The following is a 12,582-nucleotide window of genomic DNA, read 5'->3' as shown; positions in this document are numbered from 1 at the left end:
ATTTCTCATCCTTCAAAATAAAAATTCCGAGCGGATTTTAAAGTCTGCGCCAAGTAAAATCGTGGCTAATGTTTTATAAGGGGTTTTTTCCACTTCCTTGTATATCTTATCGGTATATAAATGGAAGAATTCAGGAAATTCTCTTTTGAATAACGTGCGGATTTTCTCGCCCGATTCGTCCGCATCAACAAATACGAAGACTTCATGCTCTTCGTAAGGCTCTAACAACTCCTCCAGTCGATACGTGCTGACCGTGCCGTTTGTACATATGATATGGACTGGTTCTGCCAAGACTTTCAAAAGACGTTTTCGATCCGATCCGCCCTCGACAATGATGATTTTCATCTCTTCCATAGCACACATTCCCCCTGCCGGATTCATACTATTTCCGTCAACGTAGATGCTTACAATGAAGTTAGTTTTGGCGTATTGGCACTCACTTATCCACTTGCAGAAGTTGAAAATCCTTATTTTCGTTCACCATGACCGACTTTTAATTGAATATAAAGTCAAAGACGCCGACACGAGGGCGGCGTCATGTTGCAATTATTCACCAATCGTCATTTCATCGTATGCTTCAGCAGTCATCAACGCATCCAATTCGGATTGGTCCGAAGCTTCCACCACGATCATCCATGCGCCTTCATATGGCGATTCGTTCACCAATTCAGGGCTGTCTTCCAATTCTTCGTTCACTTCCACAACTGTACCGCTAATTGGCGCATAAAGCTCTGAAACCGTTTTAACGGATTCGACGCTACCGAATGGCTCGTCCGCTTTCACTTCATCCCCAACAGATGGAAGCTCAACGAAAACGATATCGCCCAGTTCAGCTTGTGCAAAATGTGTGATCCCAATGCGGTATTTTCCGCCTTCTTCTTTTACCCACTCATGCTCTTCCGAATAACGCAAATCCTTTGGTGTGCTCATTCCTTACCCCTCCAAATTAGATTCATTCCATTTAATTTTGACACACTCGTTGTATAAAGACAAGGAATGACATTACGTTGCCCAGACATTGTGAAACTCTTCGTCTTTGAAGCCGACCGTGGCTTTACCGTCCCCGAAGACAATCGGTCGTTTGATCAACATACCGTCGGAAGCGAGCAAGGCAATTTTCTCATCTTCGGTCATCGTCGGCAACTTCTCTTTCAAGTTCAATTCACGATATTTCTTACCGCTCGTATTGAAAAACTTCTTTAATTCCAGATCGGATGCTTCGATAATTTCCCGCAATTCTTGCTCTGACGGCGGGTTCTCTGCAATATTCACCTCAATAAACTCTGTTCCATTCTCTTCGAGCCACTTTTTTGCTTTGCGGCAAGTTCCACATTTCGGGTAGCCGTAATATGTAAGTCCCATGGCTTTGCACCTCCATTTTCTCCAGTATACCAAAAAGCGCCCGGAACCTGAAAGTCGGTGGGTCCCAAGCGCTTGATGGATCATGAAGCAAATGAAGATTTGTCGGCTTATACGATATATTTTTCCGCTTCGATCAGCTTCTCTGCGGCTGTCCGTTTTTTCGCAATGATATTATAAGGATTCGAGCGAGTCAATTTTCGCAGTGCAGACAGCATCATGCGCTGGTTATCGCCTTCGACGGATGCCAAAAGAGTTTCTCTGGCGTCCTTCTCGATTGCTTCAAAGGCTTCTTGGCAGAAGATTTGCGTATAAAGGATCTTTTGTTGTTCGTTTTCCTCGCCATTTTTGGCAATTGCTTTTTCCGTCCGGAGAAGTGCGGATTCCATAGCGAATAGATTATTCGCAATATCCGCGATATTCACAAGCACTTCTTGTTCTGCATCAAGTTTCGTTCCAAAGCGTTGGGCTGCCATACCCGCTGCCAATAGTCCGATTTTCTTGGCGTTTTTCACAAGCACTTTCTCTTGGGCCAGCGCTTCCTCCCCGATTTCTTCAGGCATCATCATGAGCAGCTCTTCTTGTAAACTTTGTGCTTTTTGCAATAAAGGCAATTCGCCTTTCATCGCCTTCTTCAAGAATGTGCCTGGTACGATCATACGGTTAATTTCATTCGTCCCTTCAAAAATCCGGTTGATGCGGGAATCCCGGTAAATGCGTTCCACTTCATACTCCTGCATGAATCCGTAGCCCCCGTGTAGCTGGACCGCTTCATCAACGATATAGTCGAGCACTTCGGAACCGACCACTTTGTTGATGGAACATTCGATTGCATATTCCGCGATGGAAGCAGCTACCGCTTTTCCGTCTTTCTGCTGTTCCGGTGTCATTTGGCTATTGCGTTCTTCGAAATAGCCGACTGTGCGGTAGATCAAGCTTTCCGTCGCATAGAGCTTGGATGCCATCGTCGCCAGTTTCTCTTTCGTCAAGTTGAACTGGGAAATCGGTGTGTTGAACTGCTTCCGTTGGTTCGTATACGTGATGGCAAGTTCCAATGCACGTTTCGAACCGCCGACTGTGCCGACTCCCAATTTATAACGCCCGATATTCAGGATATTGAACGCGATAACGTGCCCTTTTCCGATTTCGCCGAGCAAATTTTCAACCGGCACTTCGGCATCTTCCAAAATGAGCGTCCGTGTCGAAGATGATTTAATCCCCATTTTCTTCTCTTCCGCACCGACAGAAACGCCCGGGAATTCCCTCTCTACAATGAATGCGGAGAACTTATCTCCATCAATCTTTGCATAAACGACGAATACGTCCGCGAATCCGGCATTCGTAATCCATTGCTTTTCACCGTTTAGAATGTAATGCGTTCCCGCTTCGTTCAATTTCGCTGTAGTTTTGGCACCTAGTGCGTCCGATCCGGAGCCTGGCTCAGTCAGTGCATATGCCGATATCTTGGCTCCCGTCACCGAGTTCGGCAAGTATTTTTTCTTCTGTTCCTCATTACCAAAAAGGACGATCGGCAATGTCCCGATTCCGACGTGTGCTCCATGTGTGATAGAGAAACCGCCTGCGACGGATATTTTTTCCGAAATCAATGCGGAAGAGATTTTATCCAGCCCAAGTCCGTCGTATTCTTCGGGAACATCCGCTCCAAGCAACCCGAGGTCCCCCGCGGAACGGAGCAGACGCACGGAATGTTCAAATTCGTGGTTTTCCAATTTTTCCACCACAGGAAGCACTTCATTTTTTACATAGTCTTCCGTCGTCTTCGCGATCATCTTCTGTTCATCTGTAAAGTCTTCTGGTGTGAATATGCGTTCCGCATCGATATCCTCAATTAAAAAGGCGCCGCCTTTGATCAAATCATTCGCTGTCATTTCAGTCATTTTTGTTTCCTCCTTATATCAAATAATTTTTATAGCATTTCAAAAACGCCTGCTGCTCCCATGCCGCCACCGATACACATCGTGACGACGCCGAATTGTTTGCCTTGCCGTTTCAATTCATCCAGCAAGCGGACTGTCAAAATGGAACCGGATGCACCGAGTGGATGCCCGAGGGCAATAGCCCCGCCGTTGACATTGACTTTATCCATATCAAGACCCAAATGGCGGATGACTTGCAATGATTGGGATGCGAACGCTTCGTTCAATTCCCAGAGATCGATATCTTCCTGTTGCAAACCCGCAATCTTTAATGCTTTCGGAACCGCTACGATCGGACCTATCCCCATAATCTCCGGTGGGACGCCGCCCACTGCGAAGGAACGGAATTTAGCGATCGGTTTCAAGCCTTGCTCTTCCGCCACTTCCCGGTCCATCACGAGGACGGCGCCTGCACCATCCGAAGTTTGCGAGGCGTTACCGGCAGTGACTGAACCCTTGACAGAAAAGACCGGGCGCAGTTTTGCCAATGTCTCCATACTCGTGCCAGGGCGAACCCCTTCATCCATCTTGAACGTGAATGTCTCTTCGTTGTATTTTCCGTCATCGGAGACCGTGCGCTTCGTCACTTCGACCGGCACGATCCCATCGTCGAATTTTCCGGCTGCAATTGCTGCGGCCGCTCGCTCGTGGGAACGGACGGCAAACGCATCTTGGTCTTCCCGGCTGACGCCATACTTCACTGCCACTTGCTCTGCGGTGTGACCCATCCCCATATAATACTCAGGGGCCGTTTCCACCAATTGGGCATTCGGGCGCAGCGTGTTGCCGACCATCGGCACCAAGCTCATCGATTCCGCTCCGCCGGCAATGATAGCCTGGGAGGAACCTATCATGATACGCTCCGCTGCATAGGCGATCGTCTGTAAACCCGAAGAACAGAACCGGTTCACCGTAATGGCAGGGGTGGAATCCGGCAGTCCGGCCAATGCCCCAATAAGCCGCGCCATGTTCAAACCCTGTTCCGCTTCGGGCAATGCACAGCCGATGATGAGGTCATCGATCGGCCCATCATAGCCGCCTGCCCGTTTCAATGTTTCTTTTACTGCTATAGCCCCTAAATCATCCGGGCGGACGGTTGCCAGTGATCCTTTACCGGATCGGCCGACCGGCGTCCGTGCTCCCGCTACAATAACTGCTTCACGCATCGAAACTCCTCCTCTATTGCATTAGTTACGCAGTGGTTTTCCTTTAACGAGCATATGCTGCATCCGTTGTTGCGACTTCGGTTCCGCCACCAAGCTAAGGAATGCTTCCCGTTCCAGATCCAACATGTATTGTTCATCGACCAGTGTCCCGTAAGGCAGTTTGCCTCCCGCCAATACGAACGCCAGCTTTTTGGCAATCTTCAAATCATGGTCGCTGATGAAACCGGAAAGCTTCATCTGTTCTGCACCTAGTAGCAGCGTTGCATAGCCTGACGCCCCAGTGACCGGGATCTTTTCGCGCTTAGGCGGTTGATAGCCGTTTTCATACAAGGCAATAGCGGCCTGTTTGGCATCATAGATGAGATGATCCGGATTGGCGCTGACACCGTCTGCAAAATCCAGGAAGTTATTCTCTCTCGCTTCTTCGCCCGATGTCGAAACCTTTGCCATTGCAATCGATTCAAACACTTTATTCACAACGTTTTGATAATCGACCGTGACGCCCTTCGGCAGACCTTTCAAGTGCTTCGCGTATAAGTTGACGTTTCCGCCACCGCCCGGGATCAGGCCGACTCCCACTTCGACGAGCCCCATATACGTCTCCATTGATGCTTGAATATGGGCTGCCGGCAGACAAACTTCCGCTCCTCCTCCAAGCGTCATTTGGAAAGGCGCCGCTACTACAGGTTTCGTAGAATACTTGATTTTCGTCATGGCATTCTGGAATGTGCGAACAACAAAATCGAGTTCGAAAATATTGTCATCTTGCGCTTCCATTAGAATCAGGCCAAGATTCGCTCCGACGCAGAAGTTTTTCCCTTGGTTGCCGATGACAAGCCCTTTATAATTCTTTTCCACTTCATCAATTGCATAATTGATCATTTGCAAAATATCCAGACCTATCGCATTGGACTGCGAGTGAAACTCTAGCAAGGCAATGCCATCGCCGAGGTCGATCAAACTGGCCCCCGAGTTTTTCTTAATAACCCCATGCTTTTTCTTATACCGTTTCAAATCAATCACTTTTTCATTGACCGGGACAGGTTGAAATCCCGTGCCATCGAAATAGTATAAGTCGTTGTCTTCTTCTCTATAGAAAGATTGATAACCCTGATCAAGCAAACTTTGAACAAAGGCCGGAATCTCATGCCCTTCCTCTTTCATCTTCGCAACAGATTGCTCTACACCGATCGCATCCCATACTTCGAAAGGACCTTGTTCCCAGCCGAAGCCCCATTTCATCGCATTGTCGATTGCCACGATGTCATCCGCAATCTCCCCGTTGAGCTGTGCGGAGTAGCGCAGTGTCGGAGCAAGGATATTCCAAAGGATTTCTCCCGTCCGGTCATTCGCATACACAAGGGACTTCACTTTATTCGCAAGCCCTTTTTGTTGTTTTGCCATTTCAATTGAAGGCGTTTTCAACTTCTTGGTAGGACCGTATTCCAGCGTGGCCGGATCAATCTCCAAAATGTCCTTACCTTTCTTCCAATAGAATCCTTGCTTCGACTTGGCCCCAAGCCAGCCGTTTTCAATCATATTCCGCATAAATGAAGGGACCTCGAATACCTTCTGCTCTTCGCCTTCCGTCTGGTCGTACACGTTTTTAGCAACGTGCATGAATGTATCCAACCCAACCACGTCCAGTGTCCGGAATGTCGCCGATTTCGGACGTCCGATCAAAGTCCCGGTCACCGAATCGACTTCCCCGACCGAATAGCCGCGGTTTTCCATTTCTTGCAACGTGATCAAAAGACCGTACGTCCCGATCCGGTTTGCAATGAAATTCGGTGTATCTTTCGCAATGACAACTCCCTTGCCGAGTCGGTCTTCCCCGAACTTCGTCATGAAGTCCACCACTTCCGAATCTGTCGAGCTAGCTGGAATAATCTCAAGCAACTTCAAATAGCGTGGAGGATTGAAGAAGTGCGTACCGAGGAAATGTTTACGGAAATCTTCCGAACGCCCCTCCGCCATCGCTTCGATGCTGATACCGGACGTATTGGAACTGATAATCGTACCCGGCTTCCGGACCGCTTCAAGTTTTTCATATAATCCTCTTTTCACATCAAGGTTCTCCACAACGACCTCAATGATCCAGTCAACTTCCTTCAGTTTCTCTAGGTCATCTTCCAAATTTCCTACTGCAATAAGGGAAAGGTTCTTCTTCGTAGTCAATGGTGCCGGTTTTTGTTTCAATAAATTCTGTTTTGCAGTCGCCGCGATTTTATTCCGTACTTGAGGATGATCGAGTGTCAGACCTTTCGCTTCCTCTTCAGCTGTCAATTGTCTCGGGACAATATCTAGAAGCAGGACCGGAATCCCGATGTTCGCAAGATGGGCTGCAATGCCTGAACCCATAACGCCAGAGCCCAATACGGCCGCTTTTTTAATTTGATAAGTCACGTGCGATGCCTCCTATTCTCTCGTTTGAATGAACACTCATTCATTTAATGGGTAAAAAAAATAGAAACAACCTCTATGTCCATATTGTAAATCACTTTCTTCATTTTCGCAATATTAAATCTGAAAAATGTTTTTTTACAATAATTCACGTGCCTGTGCACCAAACAATCATGTTTGTTTAAACAGTCACGAAAGTCAAAACAAACGAGAATATTGTAATTAACACGTTTGTTTCATGCACAGGCACGAAGCATTTAGATACCCCCTTCCCATAAAAAATTGTACACTACATATAGAAAGGGAGGGCTTACTGATGAAACCAATTACAACAGAGGAACAATTCAATGAAGTGATTCATGGTGAAGGAAAAGCGCTAATAAAATTCCAAGCAGGCTGGTGTCCGGACTGCACACGGATGGACATGTTCATCGACCCGATCGTTGAAAAATATGATATGTATACATGGTATGAAGTGGACCGCGATGTGTTGCCTGAAATCGCTGAAAAATATGATGTTATGGGTATTCCGAGCTTGCTTATCTTCAACAAAGGAGAAAAAGAAGCACATCTTCATAGTGCGAATGCCAAATCACCACAACAAGTGACCGATTTTCTAGAATCCGTATCGAAGTGATTACACGGCCGTTAGCATCTGCTGGCGGCTTTCTTAATTGTTTTATTTAAAATGAAAGCCTTAGTTTTTGCTCCTATTTTTCCTAGATGAAGTATAATGAAGAAAATGTGATCGAGGTGCAAAAATGGATTACGAAAAAGAGATACAACGATTAAAGGAAATCATCAAATCGTATGAAAAGTTGATCGCAGAAACGACCGTCCCGATCATCCCTTCGATTGTGGATAACACGTTATTGATCCCGGTCGTGGGCCATCTGGTACAAGAACGTTTCCACTTGATTCAGACCCATATTTTGAATTACATAGGAAAGCATCGCGGATTCGATCGCGCTGTCTTTGATTTTTCCGCAGTAAACCGGGAAGAAGTCGCTAGCTTAGACTATCATGTACTCGCTGTGGAAATCGGTCAACTCAATGCCTCCCTGAAATTGATGGGTGTGCGCCCCATCTATGTCGGCTTCAACCCACAGTTGGTACGGGAAATTGTGTCGGCGGGCGTCCATGTTGACATCGAGACGTTTGTTAATTTTAAAACTGCCCTCGCCGAATTGTTGAGGGATGGGGAAGGGCTCCATTCTCTCTAATGGCTTGTGGAAAGACCGATAGGAGGAGGTCCTGGAATGAAGAGGATCTTGAATATCCAAGGAAAATCCCAATATGACGAAGACATTAAGGACAAGTTCCGTCCATCCGCCTGCGGTCCTGTTACCGCCTATGTTCTATTGCGGCATCTCTTGCCTCAGTCCCTCTATCAAGTGAACGAGTTGTATCGATTGCTCGGCTCGACCAGAATCGGTTTGTTCAAATGGCGGTTTCTCCGTAACCTACGAAAGCTTCTCGGACCTGGGTGGCATGTGGTAGAATGCGGAATTGCAGAAGTCCAACAACAAATTCACGCAGGCCGGCCGGTTGCCGCGAAGTTCGATAAATGGTTCTCCCGAAAATGGAGGGGTCAGTATACATTCAACTATCACTGGGTGCCCGTCATCGGGTATGAAAAAACAGAAGACGATATTCTCCTAATTATTCACGATAACGGTAGCCGCCGATATGGAAGCCGGATACGCCAAGTGTCGTATCAGAAAAACCAGGAAATTTTATCGTTCATTAAAATGGAGCCTAAGGCATGAAAAGATTCCCCCAAATCGCGAGGGAATCTTTTTATCGTCCAATATGATCCAAAGCCTGTTTCAGCGTAGAAAAGCTTCGGATTCTTCCAAACGACAAGCCTAGATTGACCATTGTCTGGGCAATGGCAGGAGAGATCCCGCTGACAATCGGATTGATACCCAACAAGCATAAAGCGTCGAATAAATTGAAAAGCTGCTGTGCCACAAAAGTATCTGTATTCTGCAACCCCGATAAATCGATAATCAAATATTCCAGTTGAAGTTTTGATGCGTTATGCAAAACCCGTTCATGCAGGATGAGGGCCCGGTCATGATCCACTGTCCCTATCAATGGCAGAATTGCCGTTCCTTCATTAATGGAAACTAAGGGAACCGACAACTCCGTTATGAGAGTTTGCGATAGCTTCAACACTTCTTTTTCATAGCGCACGAAGGGGACGCTAAAGAAGTACGTTACATCATTGACCGTGCTATCGAGCAGGCTAATGACATCATACATTTCTGCAGCACTGAGATCCGCGGCAAGCGCCTCATGCTTCAATACGGTGCCGATAATGTTGCGATAATTAGGAACTTCCCGCAGCATCATATCCAGTGAAATCGTTTGGTATTTAGCAAACTCGGCCCCTGCTTGCTCTCCCCATTTTTTCAACTTGTCAATCCGCTCGCTCTCTTCCATGACCAGCGACTCGGCGTAGAGCTCCACTAGACTGATGCGGAAAGGATACAGCTCCTTTTCCAGCAACTGCATGGAAGGATATCGTTTATTTTGACTCTCTGTAATGACGTAGGCCAATTGGGGAGCCTGTTCAATGAGCTTGTGGCTGAACTTCTCCAAAAATTCTTTCATCTTCTATCCTCCTTCACCTCGCGGAAAAGAGTGCATCCGCTTGTCTGACGACCAAGGAATAGCCCTCTTGTTCAATCCGTTCCCTTAACCTATCGTCATAAACAGGTATTTGCAAATCTTCAATCGGATCATTGATTTCCAATTCACAATTGATTTCCGCCAATTTTCTTGATAAATGAAGCATCTCCAGGTCCGTTTCAATTTTCTTGCGCATGGCTGGTGTTAATTCATGGAGTGCCTGTAACACGCCATCCACCGATTGATAGTCCCGTATCAACTTTAGTGCGGTCTTCGGCCCGATCCCTTTTACTCCCGGATAGCCATCGCTCGCATCCCCGGTAAACGCTTTTTTATCAATAAACTGCTTAGGCTGAATACCATACTCTTCTTCAAATCGTTCTCCTGTAAAAACATCATAGACATTGTACCCTTTTTTCGTAAACGCAATCTGTACATTCGGACGCAATAGTTGGAGAAGATCTTTATCCCCCGACACGATAGTAATGTCTGCTTTGTCACTCCACGTATGCACGAATGAACCGATCAGATCATCCGCCTCCATGTGGGGAACTCCGTAACTTTTCCACCCGACCAGTTCGGTGAAGTTCCGGGCCATATCAAATTGTGGAAGTAGTTCAGGCGCCGGGGCTGGACGATTCGCTTTATATCCTTCAAACAGATCGTTGCGGAACGTATGCGCTCCCATATCCCAGCAAATCGCCATATGTGTCGGCTGAAATAGCGACACGGCCGTCATCGTATGTCTCGCAAACCCTTGGATGCCATTCGTTGGAATGCCCGCTGCATTCGGAAAAAATTGCCCCATCGGCGCGGTCGCAAAAAAAGAACGGAACAGAAGTGCCATTCCGTCAACTAGTAAAATATGTGGTTTTTCTTCGGTTGTAGCCATTTTCATTCTCCCCCAAAAATCTATTTCTTTCTTTACATTCTAACGCTATCTGGCCTTCGAGTGTTGGATTGCGCCTGCTTTTTTGTGTTTTTTTGTTTGTATGCTTTAATTGGCGGTTAGTTGCACACAAGAGGACTTTCCTTGCACATGGCCCGTTGCTTGCAATCCGGCGGCGATTGATGGCACTCCGACTGCAGTTGCTTGCACTTGGGCACCGGTTCCTTGCACTCGCGAGGGCTTTGTTTGCGCAAGATAGATAGTTGCACTCGAACGGGCCGCTTGGCTACACTTTAGCTTAAACACCTTGATACTCCTGATAACTTATTGCCACTCATCGCAGTTTCAAGTTCACATCGCCTGAAATATAAGAAGGGTATCCTTGAATCGTAAAGGTGAGCGGGTTCGCAAATGGCTTATTGGGCAGTCCCATCCGTAACGGTATGCCAGCCTCCCCTACTCCCGTCCACCATTCCAATGTGTACTCCTTCCCGTCTGCATCTATGAAATCAATGCTGAGCGGCGTATGAATAAAACCTTTCTCGCCCCGGAAATCGAATTGCATCGTCCCATTTTCGATACGAAGATTGCTGAAGCGCGCATCTTTCGGCTGACGCAACAATTGTTGGCGCTCCGTATCGATCACTACGGTTGTCTCCTCTTTCTCCATCGCCATCAACCGCCCGAACTGAAGATATAAATGATCTGCTTCCTCAAAATAGTTGCTCTGCAAATAAAATGTATGGCGATTCGGTTCTTCTTGCGTTCCACTGGCCGTCACGCCGTTTTGAATAGAACTCCAGACACGGCCTTTCTCATCCACGATGCGCAAATCCTCGAAACCGAAAATCTCCATCGTGTTCGCTGGGTCCAACTCCACTTCAATCGCAGTTCTGACAGGGCTGATGACCACGTTCCGGATGGTGATCGACTGACCTGCCACCATGACCGTTTCATTCACTGCATATTTTCTGTCCTCCACGTCCGACTCTATCGTGAACGGCAGCTTAAGACTAAGTTCCTCCCCATAGCCGTCCATCACTTTTATTTCCAGAACGACATCTTTTGTAGGCAGCGGACCTTGGAATGAGATTTCAAGGGCATTCATAGATACGCTTTTATCATATTGATCATCGTAGTTATGCGACATGCTTCCCCAGTCCAAGTCTTCTCCATTTGCTCCTGTCAGTTCAAATTTCTCTATGAATCCCCGAGCCCCTTCCAGTTCTAATGTATAAAACACGACTAGATTCGTTTGGTCGGCAATGATGCCTTCCACAGTGGCCCGGACCCCCGCCGCTTCATCCGTGACACCGACAACTTGGTAATGCTCATGGCGGATGGCGGATTGCAGCCCTTCATTATCCGCGATGAGGGCGACAATTTTGTCCATACCGGGCAAAGACGCCACTGCATTGGCGAAAGCCGGGGATACCCGGATTGATGTCACGAATGCCACAACCATAACAGCCGCGACGATTGCGGACCAGAACCCCTTTTTTCCAGTCAGGCGTTTTTTCCGCTTCTTCCGTTTCGCCCGTTCAAATCCCATCCGGATAGCCGCCTGCAAACGATCCTCCGGGATACGTTGTTCCATGATTTCCTCTTTCCATTTTTCCAACTTCTCTTCCTCAACGGACATGTCGCCTCTCCCCTTTCCCTTCCATAAATGAACGCAATTGTCTAAGCGCTTTGTACAACCTTGTTTTGACTGTCCCTTCCGGCGTCGATGACATTTCTGCAATATCTTTGATTTTGATGTCATGTATGTACTTCAAATGGACAAGGTCCCGTTCTTCTTCTGTCAACTGCGCAAGTGCCTCCTCCACCTCCAAATACGTGTAATCTTCACTGATCCCGGTTTGCAAATGGGCTTCGTCGTCTGTCACGATACGCTTCCGCAGCTTCAGCGCATCATTGCAGTAATTGATCATGATGCGGATCAGCCATGTCTTGATGTATTCGGGTTTTCTCACTGTCCGTATCTTTTCAAAAGCCCGATACGTCACCTCTTGAACGGCCTCCAAGGCATCTTCTTCATTTTTCAAATAGGCAAGCGCCGTCCGGTATAGGGCTTCCTTATGCAAATATAATAGTGACAAGAAAGCATCCTCATCCCCCGAAATCGCTTTCTCTGCTATTTCCACTTCCATTCCGTCCACCTTCTTTCCACTCCTATATATTAGACCGG

Annotated in this window: 14 protein-coding genes; 3 read left to right on the top strand and 11 right to left on the bottom strand. The window is 47.2% G+C overall.

The window, feature by feature from the left end:
* Positions 1-12: 12 nt before the first annotated feature.
* The 6 genes from AB1K83_RS12790 to AB1K83_RS12765 all read right to left on the bottom strand — a co-directional run bounded on the left by AB1K83_RS12790 (position 13) and on the right by AB1K83_RS12765 (position 6,868).
* Complete coding sequence (locus tag AB1K83_RS12790) at positions 13-345, bottom strand: toprim domain-containing protein (RefSeq protein WP_413058651.1); 333 nt, start codon at positions 343-345, stop codon at positions 13-15.
* 201 nt (positions 346-546) lie between these two features.
* Positions 547-930 carry a glycine cleavage system protein GcvH gene (gene gcvH, locus AB1K83_RS12785; protein WP_413058582.1) on the bottom strand — a complete coding sequence of 128 codons (384 nt, stop codon included), beginning with the start codon at positions 928-930 and terminating at the stop codon, positions 547-549.
* Positions 931-1,002: 72 nt separating this feature from the next.
* Positions 1,003-1,362 carry an arsenate reductase family protein gene (locus tag AB1K83_RS12780; protein WP_413058581.1) on the bottom strand — a complete coding sequence of 120 codons (360 nt, stop codon included), beginning with the start codon at positions 1,360-1,362 and terminating at the stop codon, positions 1,003-1,005.
* 107 nt (positions 1,363-1,469) lie between these two features.
* Positions 1,470-3,257, bottom strand: coding sequence for an acyl-CoA dehydrogenase family protein (locus AB1K83_RS12775; protein WP_413058580.1), 1,788 nt, complete (start codon positions 3,255-3,257; stop codon positions 1,470-1,472).
* Positions 3,258-3,286: 29 nt separating this feature from the next.
* Positions 3,287-4,462 (bottom strand): acetyl-CoA C-acetyltransferase, encoded by a 1,176-nt coding sequence (locus AB1K83_RS12770; protein WP_413058579.1) that lies wholly within the window; start codon positions 4,460-4,462, stop codon positions 3,287-3,289.
* Positions 4,463-4,483: 21 nt separating this feature from the next.
* Complete coding sequence (locus AB1K83_RS12765; RefSeq protein WP_413058578.1) at positions 4,484-6,868, bottom strand: 3-hydroxyacyl-CoA dehydrogenase NAD-binding domain-containing protein; 2,385 nt, start codon at positions 6,866-6,868, stop codon at positions 4,484-4,486.
* 313 nt (positions 6,869-7,181) lie between these two features.
* On the opposite strand from AB1K83_RS12765, the gene AB1K83_RS12760 reads away from it, so the two are divergent.
* The 3 genes from AB1K83_RS12760 to AB1K83_RS12750 all read left to right on the top strand — a co-directional run bounded on the left by AB1K83_RS12760 (position 7,182) and on the right by AB1K83_RS12750 (position 8,634).
* Positions 7,182-7,502, top strand: coding sequence for a thioredoxin family protein (locus AB1K83_RS12760; protein ID WP_413058577.1), 321 nt, complete (start codon positions 7,182-7,184; stop codon positions 7,500-7,502).
* A 124-nt stretch (positions 7,503-7,626) separates the two neighbouring features.
* Complete coding sequence (locus AB1K83_RS12755) at positions 7,627-8,088, top strand: STAS domain-containing protein (protein ID WP_413058576.1); 462 nt, start codon at positions 7,627-7,629, stop codon at positions 8,086-8,088.
* A gap of 36 nt (positions 8,089-8,124) precedes the next feature.
* A complete protein-coding gene (locus tag AB1K83_RS12750) occupies positions 8,125-8,634 on the top strand; it encodes a C39 family peptidase (protein ID WP_413058575.1) in 510 nt (169 codons plus the stop codon).
* A gap of 31 nt (positions 8,635-8,665) precedes the next feature.
* On the opposite strand, the gene AB1K83_RS12745 is transcribed toward AB1K83_RS12750, so the two are convergent.
* The 5 genes from AB1K83_RS12745 to AB1K83_RS12725 form a co-directional block, all read right to left on the bottom strand.
* Positions 8,666-9,484 (bottom strand): STAS domain-containing protein, encoded by an 819-nt coding sequence (locus AB1K83_RS12745; protein WP_413058574.1) that lies wholly within the window; start codon positions 9,482-9,484, stop codon positions 8,666-8,668.
* A 13-nt stretch (positions 9,485-9,497) separates the two neighbouring features.
* Positions 9,498-10,394 (bottom strand): 5'-3' exonuclease, encoded by an 897-nt coding sequence (locus AB1K83_RS12740; RefSeq protein ID WP_413058573.1) that lies wholly within the window; start codon positions 10,392-10,394, stop codon positions 9,498-9,500.
* A gap of 105 nt (positions 10,395-10,499) precedes the next feature.
* Entirely contained in the window at positions 10,500-10,697 is a 198-nt protein-coding gene (locus AB1K83_RS12735) for a hypothetical protein (protein ID WP_413058572.1), read from the bottom strand.
* A gap of 28 nt (positions 10,698-10,725) precedes the next feature.
* Positions 10,726-12,033: a DUF4179 domain-containing protein gene (locus AB1K83_RS12730; RefSeq protein ID WP_413058571.1), complete on the bottom strand. Its 1,308-nt coding sequence runs from the start codon at positions 12,031-12,033 to the stop codon at positions 10,726-10,728.
* On the bottom strand, positions 12,023-12,544 hold the full coding sequence (locus AB1K83_RS12725; RefSeq protein ID WP_413058650.1) for a sigma-70 family RNA polymerase sigma factor: 522 nt from the start codon (positions 12,542-12,544) through the stop codon (positions 12,023-12,025). Before AB1K83_RS12725 ends, AB1K83_RS12730 begins: the two co-directional genes overlap by 11 nt.
* Positions 12,545-12,582 lie beyond the last annotated feature (38 nt).

The organism is Sporosarcina sp. 179-K 3D1 HS, assembly GCF_047228905.1.
Classification (GTDB): domain Bacteria; phylum Bacillota; class Bacilli; order Bacillales_A; family Planococcaceae; genus Sporosarcina.
The sequence above is the reverse complement of the archived record's forward strand: the minus strand, read 5'-3'. Positions and strand labels throughout refer to the sequence as shown.

Coding starts and splice junctions, on each gene's coding strand:
- AB1K83_RS12775 (WP_413058580.1), bottom strand. CDS start 3,257: ATGACTGAAATGACAGCGAATGATTTGATCAAAGGCGGCGCCTTTTTA.
- AB1K83_RS12760 (WP_413058577.1), top strand. CDS start 7,182: ATGAAACCAATTACAACAGAGGAACAATTCAATGAAGTGATTCATGGT.
- AB1K83_RS12780 (WP_413058581.1), bottom strand. CDS start 1,362: ATGGGACTTACATATTACGGCTACCCGAAATGTGGAACTTGCCGCAAA.
- AB1K83_RS12740 (WP_413058573.1), bottom strand. CDS start 10,394: ATGGCTACAACCGAAGAAAAACCACATATTTTACTAGTTGACGGAATG.
- AB1K83_RS12730 (WP_413058571.1), bottom strand. CDS start 12,033: ATGTCCGTTGAGGAAGAGAAGTTGGAAAAATGGAAAGAGGAAATCATG.
- AB1K83_RS12745 (WP_413058574.1), bottom strand. CDS start 9,484: ATGAAAGAATTTTTGGAGAAGTTCAGCCACAAGCTCATTGAACAGGCT.
- AB1K83_RS12755 (WP_413058576.1), top strand. CDS start 7,627: ATGGATTACGAAAAAGAGATACAACGATTAAAGGAAATCATCAAATCG.
- gcvH (WP_413058582.1), bottom strand. CDS start 930: ATGAGCACACCAAAGGATTTGCGTTATTCGGAAGAGCATGAGTGGGTA.
- AB1K83_RS12750 (WP_413058575.1), top strand. CDS start 8,125: ATGAAGAGGATCTTGAATATCCAAGGAAAATCCCAATATGACGAAGAC.
- AB1K83_RS12725 (WP_413058650.1), bottom strand. CDS start 12,544: ATGGAAGTGGAAATAGCAGAGAAAGCGATTTCGGGGGATGAGGATGCT.
- AB1K83_RS12790 (WP_413058651.1), bottom strand. CDS start 345: ATGAAAATCATCATTGTCGAGGGCGGATCGGATCGAAAACGTCTTTTG.
- AB1K83_RS12770 (WP_413058579.1), bottom strand. CDS start 4,462: ATGCGTGAAGCAGTTATTGTAGCGGGAGCACGGACGCCGGTCGGCCGA.